Origin of the sequence: Streptomyces sp. Isolate_45, from assembly GCF_024721315.2 — a bacterium.
Lineage (GTDB): Bacteria > Actinomycetota > Actinomycetes > Streptomycetales > Streptomycetaceae > Streptomyces.
The window spans coordinates 1-14498 of sequence record NZ_JANFAK020000025.1; the positions used below are offsets into that span (position 1 = coordinate 1).

13 protein-coding genes are annotated in these 14498 nt (G+C 72.7%); 5 read left to right on the forward strand and 8 right to left on the reverse strand.

Annotation, left to right across the window (positions count from 1 at the left end; all coding sequences use genetic code 11):
• Positions 1–97: 97 nt before the first annotated feature.
• The 5 genes from hutH to NOD94_RS11010 all read right to left on the reverse strand — a co-directional run bounded on the left by hutH (position 98) and on the right by NOD94_RS11010 (position 6102).
• Complete coding sequence (hutH, locus tag NOD94_RS10990; RefSeq protein ID WP_281205694.1) at positions 98–1639, reverse strand: histidine ammonia-lyase; 1542 nt, start codon at positions 1637–1639, stop codon at positions 98–100.
• A 107-nt stretch (positions 1640–1746) separates the two neighbouring features.
• Entirely contained in the window at positions 1747–2862 is a 1116-nt protein-coding gene (locus NOD94_RS10995; protein ID WP_281205632.1) for a GGDEF domain-containing protein, read from the reverse strand.
• Positions 2863–2925: 63 nt separating this feature from the next.
• Entirely contained in the window at positions 2926–3729 is an 804-nt protein-coding gene (locus tag NOD94_RS11000) for an enoyl-CoA hydratase-related protein (protein ID WP_281205695.1), read from the reverse strand.
• Positions 3730–3758: 29 nt separating this feature from the next.
• Complete coding sequence (locus tag NOD94_RS11005; protein WP_281205633.1) at positions 3759–4916, reverse strand: adenylate/guanylate cyclase domain-containing protein; 1158 nt, start codon at positions 4914–4916, stop codon at positions 3759–3761.
• Between the two features lie 319 nt (positions 4917–5235).
• Positions 5236–6102 (reverse strand): biotin--[acetyl-CoA-carboxylase] ligase, encoded by an 867-nt coding sequence (locus NOD94_RS11010; protein WP_281205634.1) that lies wholly within the window; start codon positions 6100–6102, stop codon positions 5236–5238.
• A gap of 131 nt (positions 6103–6233) precedes the next feature.
• Here NOD94_RS11010 and NOD94_RS11015 point away from each other — a divergent pair, with 131 nt between their 5' ends.
• From NOD94_RS11015 to NOD94_RS11030, 4 genes are all read left to right on the forward strand, one after another.
• Positions 6234–7829 carry an acyl-CoA carboxylase subunit beta gene (locus tag NOD94_RS11015; RefSeq protein ID WP_281205635.1) on the forward strand — a complete coding sequence of 532 codons (1596 nt, stop codon included), beginning with the start codon at positions 6234–6236 and terminating at the stop codon, positions 7827–7829.
• Between the two features lie 21 nt (positions 7830–7850).
• Positions 7851–8063 (forward strand): acyl-CoA carboxylase epsilon subunit, encoded by a 213-nt coding sequence (locus NOD94_RS11020; protein WP_281205696.1) that lies wholly within the window; start codon positions 7851–7853, stop codon positions 8061–8063.
• 114 nt (positions 8064–8177) lie between these two features.
• Positions 8178–8312 (forward strand): hypothetical protein, encoded by a 135-nt coding sequence (locus NOD94_RS11025; RefSeq protein ID WP_281205636.1) that lies wholly within the window; start codon positions 8178–8180, stop codon positions 8310–8312.
• Positions 8313–8344: 32 nt separating this feature from the next.
• Positions 8345–8965 carry a nucleoside triphosphate pyrophosphatase gene (locus NOD94_RS11030; RefSeq protein ID WP_281205637.1) on the forward strand — a complete coding sequence of 207 codons (621 nt, stop codon included), beginning with the start codon at positions 8345–8347 and terminating at the stop codon, positions 8963–8965.
• Here the strand turns inward: NOD94_RS11030 and NOD94_RS11035 are convergent.
• Positions 8946–9431 carry a hypothetical protein gene (locus NOD94_RS11035; protein ID WP_281205638.1) on the reverse strand — a complete coding sequence of 162 codons (486 nt, stop codon included), beginning with the start codon at positions 9429–9431 and terminating at the stop codon, positions 8946–8948. The genes NOD94_RS11030 and NOD94_RS11035 overlap by 20 nt on opposite strands.
• Before the next feature lie 357 nt (positions 9432–9788).
• Between NOD94_RS11035 and NOD94_RS11040 the strand changes: the two genes are divergently transcribed.
• Complete coding sequence (locus NOD94_RS11040; protein WP_281205639.1) at positions 9789–11552, forward strand: biotin carboxylase N-terminal domain-containing protein; 1764 nt, start codon at positions 9789–9791, stop codon at positions 11550–11552.
• Positions 11553–11781: 229 nt separating this feature from the next.
• Here the strand turns inward: NOD94_RS11040 and NOD94_RS11045 are convergent, their stop codons facing one another.
• Positions 11782–12741: a DeoR/GlpR family DNA-binding transcription regulator gene (locus NOD94_RS11045; RefSeq protein ID WP_281205640.1), complete on the reverse strand. Its 960-nt coding sequence runs from the start codon at positions 12739–12741 to the stop codon at positions 11782–11784.
• A 186-nt stretch (positions 12742–12927) separates the two neighbouring features.
• Complete coding sequence (locus tag NOD94_RS11050; protein WP_281205641.1) at positions 12928–14367, reverse strand: NAD(P)H-quinone dehydrogenase; 1440 nt, start codon at positions 14365–14367, stop codon at positions 12928–12930.
• Between the last annotated feature and the right edge of the window lie 131 nt (positions 14368–14498).

Consider the following 14498-nt stretch of genomic DNA (forward strand, 5'->3'; position numbering starts at 1 on the left):
CCCCCCCCCCCCCCCCCCCCCCCCCCCCCCCCCCCCCCCCCCCCCCCCCCCCCCCCCCCCCCCCCCCCCCCCCCTTCCGCGTCGGGTGCGCCGCCCGTCAGGCGAGGGGGCCCGTCACCGGCTCCACCGCGGCGACGAGCCCGCCCGCGCGGACGAACGCGTCGGCGGCGGCCAGGTCGGGGGCGAGGAAACGATCCGGCCCGGGACCCTGCACGCCCGCCGCGCGCGCCGCCCCGATGGCGGCCCTGCTGGCCGGCGCCGGGGTCAGGCCGTGGCGGAGCTCGATGGCCCGGGTGGCCGCGTAGAGCTCGATCGCGATGATCCGGGTCAGGTTGTCGATCGCCGTGCGCAGCTTGCGCGCCGCCGACCAGCCCATGGAGACGTGGTCCTCCTGCATGGCGGAGGAGGGGATCGAGTCGGCGGAGGCCGGAACCGCGAGCCGCTTCATCTCGCTGACCAGGGCCGCCTGGGTGTACTGGGCGATCATCAGGCCGGAGTCGACGCCGGCGTCGTCCGCGAGGAACGGCGGCAGGCCGTGGCTGCGGTTCTTGTCGAGGAGGCGGTCGGTGCGGCGCTCGGCGATCGAGCCGAGGTCGGCCGCGGCGATGGCCAGGAAGTCCAGCACGTACGCGACGGGGGCGCCGTGGAAGTTGCCGTTGGACTCCACGCGCCCGTCGGGCAGGACCACCGGGTTGTCGACGGCGGCGGCCAACTCGCGGGAGGCGACCGTCGCGGCGTGCGCCATGGTGTCCCGGCCGGCGCCGGCGACCTGCGGGGCGCAGCGCACCGAGTAGGCGTCCTGGACGCGCGGGGCGGACTCCTCCTGGAAGTGCCCGGTCAGCCCGGAGCCCTTCAGCACGGCGGCCATGTTGGCGGCCGAAGCGCCCTGGCCGGGGTGCGGGCGGATGGCGTGCAGCTCGGGCTGGAGGACCTTCTCCGTACCGAGCAGCGCCTCCAGGGTGAGGGCGGCGGTGATGTCGGCGGAGGTGTACAGCGTGCCCAGGTCGGCGAGGGCCATGATCAGCATGCCGAGCATGCCGTCGGTGCCGTTGAGGAGGGCGAGGCCCTCCTTCTCGCGGAGCTCGACGGGCTCGATGCCGGCCTCGGCGAGCAACTCGCCCGCCGGGCGGACGACGCCGTCGGGGCCCTCCGCGTCGCCCTCGCCCATGAGCGCGAGCGCGCAGTGGGAGAGCGGGGCGAGGTCGCCGGAGCAGCCGAGGGAGCCGTACTCGTGGACGACGGGGGTGATCCCGGCGTTCAGTACGTCGGCCATGGTCTGCGCGACGGAGGGGCGGACGCCGGTGTGCCCGGAGGCCACGGTCTTCAGCCGCAGGAACATCAGGGCGCGCACGACCTCGCGCTCGACGCGCGGGCCCATGCCGGCGGCGTGCGAGCGGACGATGTTGCGCTGGAGCTGGGCGCGCAGCTCGGGGCTGATGTGCCGGGAGGCGAGGGCGCCGAAGCCGGTGGAGACCCCGTAGACGGGCTCGGGCTTGGCGGCCAGCGCGTCGACGATGGCGCGGGCGCGGGCGAGGGCTTCGAGCGCCTCGCCGGACAGCTCGACCCGCGCGTTGCCGCGGGCGACGGCGATGACGTCCTCGGCGGTGGTCCCGGACGTCCCCACCACGACAGTGTGCATATCCATATTCAGCACCCTACGGACTGAATCCCTTCATGTCACCACCCAGAATCGTCACGATCGAGCCGCACGACCACCCCTTACTTCCTCGCCGCCCCGCGCCGCCGTCACCCCCTGCCCCGGAACCGGCGGCGTTCGCCCGGGCCCTCCTGCTCGGCGGTGTCCGCGAGGCGCACGACGGCGGTGTCGCGACCCGCGACGACGGGCTGCGGCGAGCGGGCCGCCTTGGCCTTGTACTGGGCGGCGTCGGCGAGCCGGAACAGCCGCCGGGAGGACTTGACGAGCCCGATGGGGTCCCCGGTGGAGGCGACCCCGCAGGCCACGCCCTCCCCGAGTTCGAGCGCGGCGGCCCGCCGGCACACCTCCTCGGTGACGCGGACGACCTCGTCGGCGGACGGTCCGACGCTGACGAGGCAGAACTCGTCGCCGCCGAGCCGCGCCACGAGGGTGCCCGCGAGCATCGCGCCGCACAGGCTGAGGACCGATCCGAAGCGTTCGAGGAGGCGGTCGCCCATGGCGTGGCCGAGCGTGTCGTTGACCTTCTTGAGCCCGTTGAGGTCGCACACGACCAGGCTCACGACGACCCCGGTCCGGCGGTGTTCCTCCAGGGCCTCGTCGAGGCGCATGTCCACGGACCGACGGTTGGCGAGACCGGTGAGGGGGTCGGTGAAGGCGAGCCGCCGCGCCTCTTCGAGGCGTTCGTTCTGCGCGAGTCCCGCGGCGACGACGGCGGCGAGCACGGTCGCGAACTCCGCGTCGTCCTCGTCGAAGTCCGGCAGCCCCTCGTCCCGGGCGACGTAGAGCTCCCCCCAGGCCCGGCCGCTGAGCACGATCGGCGCGACCACGCAGGTCCCGCGGCCGCGGCGGCGCAGCGCCTCGCCCCGCCGCCCGGGGCGCTCGCCGACGGCGCTCTCGACCCAGGCGTGGGGTCCGCCGCCGCCGACCCAGCGTTCGTGGAGAAACTCGGTGATCTCCGGGAAGTCGTGCACGGGGTAGGACTCGTCCTCGGGGAACTCCTCCTCCCCGGCCCGCCGCTCCCCCTCGTTGACGAGGACCCGCAGGCGACCCCGCTCGCGTTCCCAGGCGGAGATCGCGGCGAAGGAGCCGTCCATCGCCAGGCGCGCGCCGCGCGCCGCCGCCCGGACGCTGTCCCGCGGCGCACAGGCGGCCGCCATGGCCTGCGCGAGGCCCACGACGGCTCTCAGCCGCCCGTCAACTCCCATCACTCCAGATTAGGGAGTTTTGTCCGATTCGGTGATGGGCGGTGCGGCATTCGGCTCCGTCGGCTACTGCCCGGGCCAGTTCGGCTTGCGCTTCTCGTTGAACGCGGCCACGCCCTCGGCCCGGTCCCCCGAGAAGGCGACCGTCCGCCAGGCCGCGTCCTCGATCTCCAGCCCCGCCGCGAGGTCCATCCCGTGCCCCAGCCGCAGGGCCCGCTTGGCCGCGCGCAGCCCGACCGGGGAGTTCGCCGCCATCCGGGCGGCCAGCGCCAGGGCCTCCGTGCGGTCCTCGCCCTCCGGGGCCAGCGAGTCCACCAGGCCCAGCGAGAGCGCCTCGGCGGCCTCGACCCGGCGCGCGGTGAAGATCAGCTCGGCGGCCCGCGCCGCCCCGACCCGGCGCGGCAGGAGCTGCGTGCCGCCGCCGCCCGGGATCACGCCCACGGACACCTCGGGGAGGCCGACCACGGCCGTCCCGTCGGCCACGATCACGTCGCAGGCCAGCGCCAGCTCGAAGCCGCCGCCGAGCGCGAAGCCGTGCACGGCCGCGATGGTGGGCATCGGCAGCTCCAGTACGCCCCCGTACGCCCCGCGGGTGGTCGGCCGCTGCCGCACCAGCTCGGCGTCGGAGAAGGAGTTGCGCTCCTTGAGGTCGGCGCCGACGCAGAAGGCCCGCTCGTGCGTCGAGGACAGCACCACGACCCGTACGGAGGCGTCGGCGGCCAGCGCCGCGCACGCCGAGCCGATCGAGCGCGCCATCTCCGTCGACACGGCGTTCATCGCCTTGGGGCGGTCCAGCACCAGCTCGGCGACCGCACCGCCGTCGCCGTGGCGCCGCACCGCGACGAACTCCCCGAACCGGACCTCGTCCACAGCCACGCCACCCTCCCGGTTAACGAACGTTACCCGGGGATCTTAGGCTTCCTCCGCGTCAACGACCAGGGCTCCACGACGCCCAGTCCGCGGACGGGCCGCTGCCACATCGGCTGGAGCGCGAACCGGTAGGCGCCGCCGCCCTCCTCCAGCTCCGCCGACTTCTCCGAGAGCGGCGCCGCGCCGGTCCGGCCGAGCTCCTCGGCCATCGCCCCGTCGACCAGGACCGCGTCCTTCGGCGCTATGGACGTCAACCGGCTCGCGAGGTTCACCGTGGTCCCGAAGACGTCGCCCATCCGCGTCGTCACCGTGCCGAAGGCGATCCCGACCCGCAGCTCGGGCATCTGCGGATCGGCCTCCATCGTCTCGATCAGCCGCAGCGCGATCTCCGCGGCGGTCGCCGCGTCGTCGGCGCAGTACAGCACCTCGTCGCCCAGGGTCTTGATCAACCGGCCGCCGTGCGCCGCCACCAGGTCGGCCGCCGTCGTCTCGAAGGCCTCGACGAGCTCGCCGAGCTCCTCCTCCTCCAGCCGCCGGGTCAGCCGGGTGAAACCGACCAGGTCCGCGAAGCCCACCGCCAGGCGCCGGTCGACCATCTCCTCGTCGTCCGCGACCTGCACGACCCGCCCCGTCGCGGCCGCCAGCTGGCGCCGCCACACGTAGACGAGGAACTCCTCCAGCTCCGGCAGCAGCAGCTCGACCAGCGGGTACGTGACCTCGGTACGGGTCATCCCCGGCTCGGGCGGCTCCGTCAGCCCCTCCAGGAAGGAATCGATCTGCCATTCGGCCAGTCGGGCGGTCGTCTGCCCCGTGGACCGGGCCACCTGCACCGCCATCGGCTCGGACAGCAGCCCCGCCTCCACCAGACCCGCGAGCCGCCGCAGGGCCAGTACGTCGGCCTCCGTCAGCGCCTTGGCCTGGCCGATGTCCGCGAAGCCCATGGCCCGCCAGAAGCGCGAGGCCAGCTCCATCGACACACCGGCGCTACGGGCCGCCTGGAAGGGCGTGTACCGGCGCTCGGCACCGAGGATCAGCTGCTCCAGCCGAATGGCCAGCGGATCGGCCGTCGGCTGCGCCGTGTGGTCGACCTCGTGGTGCGGCGTGTGCTGGTCCCGCCCGATGGGGGTCCCCGGGCCGCTCCCGGAGCCGGCCCCGGACGCGCTGGACGTAGGGTCGTCGACGGTCAAGGGCCGCCTCCTGTCCATTCCGTGCGCACTGCCGAACCGGGTGATCACCGGGAGGACCGGGATCGCCTAAACCATACGGCAGGTGTGCCGTAGCTCACTCCTCCACTTCAAGGTCCCGGCCATCCCCACCGGGAAAGCCGACCCGCCCGGAAAATCCGACCGACCCTTCCAGCCCCGCCGGCGCTTGAGGCGACCTTCCAGCCCCGCCGGCGCTTGAGGCGCGGGGGCCCGGGGGCGGAGCCCCCGGCAACCCGGCCGCACCCTCCGACCCGGCGAGCCGGGAGCAAGCCCCCCAACCCCCACCCCCACCCGGCCAGGGTCAGCGCACGGACCGAAGGTGCACCACGTCGCCCGCGCCCACGGCCTCCCGCTCGCCCTCGACCGTACGGATCACCAGCCGCCCGTCCGCGTCCACCGCTTCGGCCGTTCCGGTGAGGGTGCGCCCGCCCGGCAGGTCCGCCCGTACGTGCCTGCCCAGCGTCGCGCAGCCCGCCGCGTACGCCTCCTGGAGGCCGCTGGCCCCGGGGTCGCCCGCCGCGTCGCGCCAGTTCCCGTACCACTGCTCCAGCGAGCGCAGCACGGTCTTCAGCAGCGGGTCCCGGTCCGTCGCCGACGCCTTGGCCAGCAGGAGCGAACCGGCCGTCGGTACGGGCAGCTCGTCCTCCGTGAGGGTCACGTTGAGGCCGATCCCGAGGACCACCCCGTCCGCGACGCGCTCCGCGAGGATGCCGCCGGTCTTGCGCTCGTCACCGTCCACGGCGACCAGCAGGTCGTTGGGCCACTTGAGCATGGTGTCCACGCCCGCCGCCCGGGACAGCCCGGTCGCGGTGGCCACGCCGGCCAGCAGGGTCAGCCACCCCCACCGCTCCTCCGGCACGCCCGGCCCCGGCTTGAGGAGGACGGAGAAGAACAGCCCTGACCGGGCCGGCGCCGTCCAGCTGCGGTCGAGGCGCCCGCGCCCCGCCGTCTGCTCCTCGGCGACGAGCACCGCCCCCTCGGGCAGCGAGGCGGCCCGCGCCGCGAGATCGGTGTTGGTCGACCCGGTGGCGGGGACGACCTCCAGGGAGGTCCACAGGCCCCCGTCGACCACGAGGGCGCGCTGCAGGGCTGCGGTGTTCAGGGGAGGACGGTCCAGGCTCGACCAGCGTCCCGCGGAAGCTCCGGTTGGAGCATCTGATGGCGTCATGCAAGTCAATGTAGGTGTGTCAAACGCCGCACTGCCGAGCGCCATGCCCGCCGATACGCTACGCACCAGTAGCCAGCAGCAGTCAATCAATTGACCAGGCAGTTGACACCACACAGGGAGCCGCGACCCCGATGTCCCAACCCTCAGAGCCGATCGACATCCACACGACCGCGGGCAAGCTCGCGGATCTGCGGCGCCGAGTCGAGGAAGCCACCCACGCAGGTTCCGAACGCGCCGTGGAGAAGCAGCACGCCAAGGGCAAGCTGACGGCACGCGAGCGGGTGGCACTGCTGCTGGACGAGGGGTCCTTCGTAGAGCTCGACGAGTTCGCCCGGCACCGGTCCACCAACTTCGGGCTGGAGAAGACCCGGCCCTACGGCGACGGCGTCGTCACCGGCTACGGCACGGTGGACGGCCGCCCGGTGGCCGTGTTCTCCCAGGACTTCACCGTCTTCGGCGGAGCCCTCGGCGAGGTCTACGGCCAGAAGATCATGAAGGTCATGGACTTCGCGCTGAAGACCGGATGTCCGCTCGTCGGCATCAACGACTCCGGCGGCGCCCGCATCCAGGAGGGCGTCAGCGCGCTCGGCATGTACGGCGAGATCTTCCGCCGCAACGTCCACGCGTCCGGCGTGATCCCGCAGATCAGCCTGGTCGTCGGCCCCTGCGCGGGCGGCGCCGTGTACTCGCCCGCCATCACCGACTTCACCGTGATGGTCGATCAGACCTCGCACATGTTCATCACCGGCCCGGACGTCATCAAGACCGTCACCGGCGAGGACGTCGGCTTCGAGGAACTCGGCGGAGCCCGGACGCACAACAGCACGTCCGGCGTCGCCCACCACATGGCGGGCGACGAGAAGGACGCCATCGAGTACGTCAAGTCCCTGCTGGCGTACCTGCCGTCGAACAACCTCTCCGAGCCGCCCGCGTTCCCGGAGGAGGCGGACACGGAGGTCTCCGGTACCGACCTCGAACTCGACACGCTGATCCCGGACAGCGCGAACCAGCCGTACGACATGCACACCGTGATCGAGCACGTGCTCGACGACGCGGAGTTCCTGGAGACGCAGTCGCTGTTCGCGCCGAACATCCTCACCGGCTTCGGCCGCGTCGAGGGACACCCGGTGGGCATCGTCGCGAACCAGCCGATGCAGTTCGCCGGCTGCCTGGACATCAACGCCTCCGAGAAGGCTGCGCGATTCGTCCGAACGTGCGACGCTTTCAATGTGCCCGTGCTGACGTTCGTGGACGTTCCTGGCTTCCTGCCCGGCACCGACCAGGAGTACAACGGCATCATCCGGCGCGGCGCGAAGCTCATCTACGCCTACGCCGAGGCCACCGTCCCCCTGATCACCGTCATCACCCGCAAGGCCTTCGGCGGCGCGTACGACGTCATGGGCTCCAAGCACCTCGGCGCGGACCTCAACCTGGCCTGGCCGACCGCCCAGATCGCCGTCATGGGCGCCCAGGGCGCGGTGAACATCCTGCACCGGCGGGCCATCGCCGAGGCGGAGCAGGCCGGCACCGCCGACGAGACCCGGGCACGCCTCATCACCGAGTACGAGGACGCCCTGCTCAACCCCTACACGGCGGCCGAGCGCGGCTACGTCGACGCGGTGGTCATGCCGTCCGAGACCCGCGCGCACGTGGTGAAGGGCCTGCGCCAGCTGCGCACCAAGCGGGAGTCCCTGCCCCCGAAGAAGCACGGCAACATCCCCCTGTAAGCCCCCGAGGAGGTCTCTGTGGTGATCAAGGTCGTCAAGGGCAATCCGACCCCCGAGGAGCTGGCCGCCGCACTGGCGGTGGTCCAAGCGCGCGCGGCGGCGCTGGCCTCGGCCCCGTCGGGCGCGCCCCGGGTTCCGGACGAGTGGGCCGCGCCGGGCCGGGTGGCCCGCCGCCGCCTGCCGCGGCCGGGGCCCCGCGCCTGGGGTCGTACGTACTGGCCCGGCCAAGGCTGAGCCCCGTCCCGCCCCCGGCCGCGGGACGGGCAGGGCGAGGATGACGTGAACGCACGGTGGCGCCTGAGTACGAGTACTCAGGCGCCACCGGCGTACCGGCGCCAGGATCGAACCATGCTCTGGTCAGACCCGAAGGACGAGCCGCCGAAGGACATGCGCGACGCGCAGGCGATGCTCCGGCGGCTGCTCGTGGTCCTCGTCCTCGCGATGGTGGTGGGCGTCTACCTGCTGGGCGTCGCCCCGTTCTAGACGCTCTCCGGGGCCGCCCTACGATGGCCCCCATGACCGCAACCCCACTGCCCGCGAGCCCGCGCACGCTGGTCCTCGCCTCCGCCTCCCCCGCCCGGCTGAACCTGCTGCGGCAGGCCGGGCTCGCCCCGCACGTGATCGTCAGCGGCTTCGACGAGGACACCCTGGACCACGACGAGCCGGCCGCCCTGGCGCTGGCCCTCGCCGAGGCCAAGGCCGCCGTGGTGGCTGCCCTCCCGGAGGCCGCGGGCGCCCTGGTGATCGGCTGCGACTCGGTGCTGGAACTGGACGGCGAGGCGCTCGGCAAGCCGGCCGACGCGACGGAGGCCACCGCCCGTTGGAAGTCCATGCGGGGCCGGTCGGGCGTGCTGCGCACGGGCCACTGCGTGGTCGACACCGCCACCGGCCGTCAGGTCTCGGCGACCGCCTCCACCACGGTCCGCTTCGGCGAGCCCACGGACGCCGAGGTGGCCGCCTACGTGGCCAGCGGGGAACCGCTGCACGTCGCCGGGGCGTTCACCCTGGACGGCCTGTCGGCACCCTTCATCGACGGCATCGACGGCGACCCGGGCAACGTCATCGGCCTGTCGCTGCCGTTGCTGCGCTCCCTGCTGGGCGAACTGGACGTGTCCATCACGGACTTGTGGGCCTGAACTCCCCGACCGGCCCGGTGGGCGCCTTCGGCCGGGCGCCGGGGGCGTCCCCGTCGGTCCTGGCGTAGAGCAGCAGGCTCAGCACGAGCAGGCACAGGACCAGCATCAGCGCGCCCCAGACCGGCCAGCCGGCCAACCCGACGGCGAGCGTGCCGAGCAGCGCGTGCAGGACGGCCGCGACGATCAGCAGGACGCGGCCGGCGCGGCCCGGCGACCGGTCCCGTACGGCGGCGACGGCGAGCAGGACGGCGCACAGCAACAGGAACGCGCCGATGCCGGCGCCCATCACGTAGGTGGCCGTGGACATGAGGTCCGGGTCGCTGCCCGCGATGGACATGGACTGGTTCTCGGTGGTCCGGCCCAGCACCAGGTGGACGAGTACGAGCAGCGCCGCCTCGGCGGCGAGCACGACCGCGGCCAGCCCGGCCACGAATCTGCGCAGCACGACGCCCCCATCCCCCGACACGGCACAAGCGTGTTCGACGACCTGGAGGCTACTAACGAGTAAACCTGTGGACAAGGGGTCGGGGCGGCTTCGTTACGGAGCCCCTCCGTGACGGCTCTCACGCAAAGAATGCATAGGCCGTTCGTAGGGACTCCACAAAGAATCAGCGGGGGCGGCTGACCCGCAGAACAGAGACCTTCGCCGTCCATCAGGGTTACTGTGCAGTCTGGGATCTCCCTGACCTGGGGCGACACAAGGGTTTTCGGACTAGAGCCTGCCTCGAATCACGCTCCGTGTGGGCAAGCTCACCTCCGGGAAAGGGTCGAAAGGCCGTGTCGACTATCCCTAAACTCAGCTTGTTTCAAGGAGGGAGCCATCGTGCGCAAGGTGCTCATCGCCAACCGTGGCGAAATCGCTGTCCGCGTTGCTCGGGCATGCCGGGATGCAGGGATCGCGAGCGTAGCCGTCTACGCCGATCCGGACCGGGATGCCCTGCACGTCCGCGCGGCAGACGAAGCTTTCGCGTTGGGCGGTGACACCCCGGCCGCCAGCTACCTCGACATCGCGAAGGTCCTGCAGGCCGCCGCCGATTCCGGGGCCGACGCCATTCACCCCGGCTACGGCTTCCTGTCGGAGAACGCCGACTTCGCGCAGGCCGTCATCGACGCCGGACTCACCTGGATCGGGCCGCCGCCGCAGGCCATCCGCGACCTCGGCGACAAGGTCGCCGCCCGTCACATCGCGCAGCGCGCCGGGGCCCCCCTCGTCGCGGGCACGCCCGACCCGGTCTCGGGGGCCGACGAGGTCGTCGCGTTCGCCGAGCAGCACGGTCTGCCGATCGCCATCAAGGCGGCCTTCGGTGGTGGCGGCCGCGGCCTGAAGGTCGCCCGCACCCTCGAAGAGGTGCCCGAGCTCTACGAATCGGCCGTCCGCGAGGCCGTCGCCGCCTTCGGCCGCGGCGAGTGCTTCGTCGAGCGCTACCTCGACAAGCCGCGTCACGTCGAGACCCAGTGCCTCGCCGACTCGCACGGCAACGTCGTCGTCGTCTCGACCCGTGACTGCTCGCTGCAGCGCCGCCACCAGAAGCTGGTGGAGGAGGCCCCGGCGCCGTTCCTCTCCGAGGCCCAGAACGCCGAGCTGTACGCCGCGTCGAAGGCCATCCTCAAGGAGGCCGGCTACGTCGGCGCCGGCACCGTCGAGTTCCTCGTCTCCGCCGACGGCCTGATCTCGTTCCTGGAGGTCAACACCCGCCTCCAGGTCGAGCACCCCGTCACCGAAGAGGTCGCGGGCATCGACCTGGTCCGCGAGATGTTCCGGATCGCCGACGGCGAGGAGCTCGGCTACGGGGACCCCGTCCTGCGCGGCCACTCCTTCGAGTTCCGCATCAACGGCGAGGACCCGGGCCGCGGTTTCCTCCCCGCGCCGGGCACCGTCACGAAGTTCGACGCGCCGTCCGGCCCCGGTGTCCGTCTCGACGCCGGCGTCGAGACCGGTTCGGTGATCGGCCCGGCCTGGGACTCCCTCCTGGCCAAGCTCATCGTCACCGGTGCCACCCGTGAGCAGGCCCTCCAGCGCGCCGCCCGCGCGCTCGCCGAGTTCAACGTCGAGGGCATGGCCACGGCCATCCCCTTCCACCGCGCGGTGGTCGTCGACCCGGCGTTCGCCCCCGAGGGCGGCAACCCGTTCACGGTCCACACCCGGTGGATCGAGACCGAGTTCGTCAACGACATCAAGGCCTTCGCCGCTCCCGCCGCCGAGGACACCGAGGACGAGCCCGGCCGCGAGACGGTCGTCGTCGAGGTCGGCGGCAAGCGCCTGGAGGTCTCCCTCCCGTCCTCGCTGGGCATGACCCTGGCGCGCACGGCCGCCGCGGGCGGGGCCAAGCCCAAGCGCCGCGCGGCGAAGAAGTCCGGGCCGGCCGCCTCCGGTGACACCCTCGCCTCCCCGATGCAGGGCACCATCGTCAAGGTGGCTGTCGAGGAGGGCCAGCAGGTCAACGAGGGAGACCTGGTCGTCGTCCTGGAGGCCATGAAGATGGAGCAGCCGCTGAACGCGCACCGCTCCGGCACCGTCGTCGGGCTGAGCGCCGAGGTCGGCGCGTCCGTCACCTCCGGCGCCACCATCTGCGAGATCAAGGACTGACGTCCGCGACACGCCGTACGCGAAGGCCCCGCCCGGTCCGCCCGGTCGGGGCCTTCGCGCGTCCGGGGCGTGCGTCGGGGGCGTGCGTCGGGGGCCGTCCGACGGCCGGGGAGGTGCGTTCCGGGCACTCGGTTCCGGTCCGGAACGCCCCGGGCGTCGGCACCTGCCGGCGTTCCGGTACGGGTCGCCCGGCCGCCGCTTCCGGGCGGCGTCCGGGCGACCCGTCCGGTCACCGTCGGCGCAGGTCCGCGACCCTCGCCCGCTCGCTCGGTTCGGCCATCGCGGCCGACCGGAGCGCGCCGGGCCCGCCGCGCCGCTGGACGGGGAGCGGGGAGTCGCGCCGGGGTCGGCGCCCCTGCATCCCGTCGCCGCCCGCCCCGCCGCCGGGACCTCCGCCGGAGGCCACGGCCGCTCCGGCCACGGTGATCTGTACGCCCTGGTCGGCGAGGGCCTGGAGCTCGGTGCCCGCCCGGTCGTCGTGCGGCGGCGGCTCGTCGGTGACGAGCCGGGTCATGACGTCCGTCGGCACGGTCTGGAACATGGTGTCGGTGCCGAGCTTCGTGTGGTCGGCGAGGACCACCACCTCGGCCGCGGCCTGCACCAGGGCCCGGTCCACGCTCGCGGAGAGCATGTTGGAGGTGGACAGCCCGCGTTCGGCGGTCAGACCACTGCCGGACAGGAAGGCCCGCGAGACCCGCAGCCCCTGGAGGGACTGTTCCGCGCCACTGCCCACGAGGGCGTAGTTGGAGCCCCGCAGGGTTCCGCCGGTCATCACCACCTCCACCCGGTTGGCATGCGCCAGCGCCTGGGCGACGAGCAGCGAGTTGGTGACCACGGTCAGGCCGGGCACCCGCGCGAGCCGGCGGGCCAGCTCCTGGGTCGTGGTGCCGGCACCGACGACGATGGCCTCGCCCTCTTCGACGAGTCCGGCCGCGACATCGGCGATGGCGGTCTTCTCCGCCGTGGCGAGATGGGATTTCTGCGGAAAGCCGGATTCCCGCGTGAAACCACCCGGCAATACCGCACCGCCGTGCCGGCGGTCGAGGAGTCCTTCTGCCTCCAGCGCCCGCACGTCCCGCCGTACGGTCACTTCGGAGGTCTGGACGACGCGGGCGAGCTCCCGGAGCGATACCGCTCCGTTGGCCCGCACCATTTCGAGGATCAATTGGCGACGTTCTGCAGCGAACACGAAACTGACAGTAACCCGGGTGACCGTCTGCTTTCAGCTCCTTGCACCGGAATACCGAAGTTGTCCGTAAAACCGGTCGACAAGTGGTATACGCCGCCGGACGGGGCCTCTCCCGTCCGGCGGGAATCCGGGGCGAGGCCCCGCGGCCACCCCAACCTCCATGTGAGGAGGGGTGGTTGGCGGTTCCTACGCCTCGCCCGCGGCCTTGCGGGTGTGCAGCTGGCGGGCGACCTCGGCGATCGAACCGGACAGCGAGGGGTACACGGTGAACGCGTTTGCGATCTGCTCGACCGTCAGGTTGTTGTCGACGGCGATCGAAATCGGGTGGATGAGCTCGCTCGCGCGGGGCGCGACGACCACGCCGCCGACGACGATGCCGGTGCCCGGGCGGCAGAACATCTTCACGAAACCGTCGCGGATGCCCTGCATCTTCGCGCGCGGGTTGCGCAGCAGCGGGAGCTTCACCACGCGGGCGTCGATCCTGCCGGAGTCCACGTCGGCCTGGGTGTAGCCGACGGTGGCGATCTCGGGGTCGGTGAAGACGTTCGAGGAGACCGTCTTGAGGTTGAGCGGGGTCACCGCGTCGCCCAGGAAGTGGTACATCGCGATCCGGCCCTGCATGGCCGCCACGGACGCCAGCGCGAAGATGCCGGTGACGTCGCCGGCCGCGTACACGCCGGGCGAGGAGGTGCGGGAGACCTTGTCGGTCCAGATGTGGCCGGACTCCTTGAGCCGGACCCCGGACTCCTCCAGGTTCATGTCCTTGGTGTTCGGGATCGCGCCGACGGCCATCAGGCAGTGCGTGCCGGTGATGACGCGCCCGTCGGACAGCGTGACCTCGACCCGGTCGCCGACCCGCTTGGCGGACTCGGCGCGCGAGCGGCCGACGACGTTCATGCCGCGGCGGCGGAAGACGTCCTCCAGGACGGCGGCCGCGTCCGGGTCCTCGCCCGGCAGCACGCGGTCGCGGGAGGACACCAGGGTCACCCGGGAACCGAGGGCCTGGTACGCGCCGGCGAACTCGGCGCCGGTGACGCCGGAGCCGACCACGATGAGCTCCTCGGGGAGCTCCTCCAGGTCGTAGACCTGGGTCCAGTTGAGGATCCGCTCGCCGTCGGGCATCGCGTCCGGGATCTCCCGGGGGTGCCCGCCGGTGGCGATCAGGACGGCGTCGGCGGTGAGGATCGTCTCCGTGCCGTCGGCCGCGGTGACGATGACGTCGCGCGTTCCGTCGATGCCCTGCGGCCCGCCGAGCTTGCCGCGGCCGCGCAGGACGCGGGCGCCGGCCCGGGTCACGGAGGCGGTGATGTCGTGGGACTGGGCGAGCGCGAGGCGCTTGACGCGTCGGTTCACCTTGCCGAGGTCGACGCCGACGACGCGCGCGGCCTGTTCTATGTGCGGGGTGTCGTCCGCGACGACGATCCCGAGCTCCTCGTACGACGAGTCGAAGGTCGTCATGACCTCGGCGGTCGCGATGAGGGTCTTCGATGGCACGCAGTCGGTGAGTACCGACGCCCCGCCCAGACCGTCGCAGTCGACGACGGTCACCTCCGCGCCGAGCTGGGCCCCCACCAGGGCCGCCTCATACCCGCCGGGTCCGCCGCCGATGATCACGATCCGGGTCACGAAAAGTCCGCCTCACGTCTACCCGGCCGGCTGCCGCCCCGGCCGGTGTTCCGGGGGGTCTCCCCGGGGGATGCATTCCGTGCTCCATTGTCCCGCACGCGCCACGGTGCTTCGCCCCCGGTCCCGCCATC

Bases quoted from the DNA above. Each gene is read 5' to 3' on its own strand.
- hutH (WP_281205694.1), bottom strand. From the start codon at position 1,639: ATGCACACTGTCGTGGTGGGGACGTCCGGGACCACCGCCGAGGACGTC.
- NOD94_RS10995 (WP_281205632.1), bottom strand. From the start codon at position 2,862: ATGGGAGTTGACGGGCGGCTGAGAGCCGTCGTGGGCCTCGCGCAGGCC.
- NOD94_RS11010 (WP_281205634.1), bottom strand. From the start codon at position 6,102: ATGACGCCATCAGATGCTCCAACCGGAGCTTCCGCGGGACGCTGGTCG.
- NOD94_RS11015 (WP_281205635.1), top strand. From the start codon at position 6,234: ATGTCCCAACCCTCAGAGCCGATCGACATCCACACGACCGCGGGCAAG.
- NOD94_RS11025 (WP_281205636.1), top strand. From the start codon at position 8,178: ATGCTCTGGTCAGACCCGAAGGACGAGCCGCCGAAGGACATGCGCGAC.
- NOD94_RS11030 (WP_281205637.1), top strand. From the start codon at position 8,345: ATGACCGCAACCCCACTGCCCGCGAGCCCGCGCACGCTGGTCCTCGCC.